The sequence below is a fragment of the Streptomyces sp. URMC 126 genome, assembly GCF_051386555.1.
In the GTDB taxonomy this organism is placed as follows: Bacteria; Actinomycetota; Actinomycetes; order Streptomycetales; family Streptomycetaceae; genus Streptomyces.
Genome location: NZ_JBPQTX010000996.1, coordinates 1 through 261 on the forward strand (window position 1 = coordinate 1; position 261 = coordinate 261).

The window sequence follows — 261 nt, forward strand, 5'->3', positions numbered from 1 at the left end:
GCAGCTCCTCGATGTCGGCTTCGCTGAAGCCGCCCCGGTACTCGCCGTCGTCGATGTAGGACGGGGAGGGGGCCAGCAGGACCAGCCCGGCGAAGCGCTCCGGCTCGCGCAGCGCCGCCAGCACCCCGATCATGGCGCTGACCGAGTGCCCCACTAACGTCACGTCCCGCAGGTCCAGCTCGCGGCAGATCTCCAGCACGTCCTGCGCGTACCCCTCCAGCGAGGAGTACCGCGCCTCGTCCCAGGCGGAGGGGTCGGAGT

1 protein-coding gene is annotated in these 261 nt (G+C 71.3%); it reads right to left on the reverse strand.

The window, feature by feature from the left end; all coding sequences use genetic code 11:
• Positions 1-261: alpha/beta fold hydrolase (locus tag ACSNOK_RS34820; RefSeq protein ID WP_436784709.1), on the reverse strand; the 261-nt coding region annotated here is incomplete at both ends.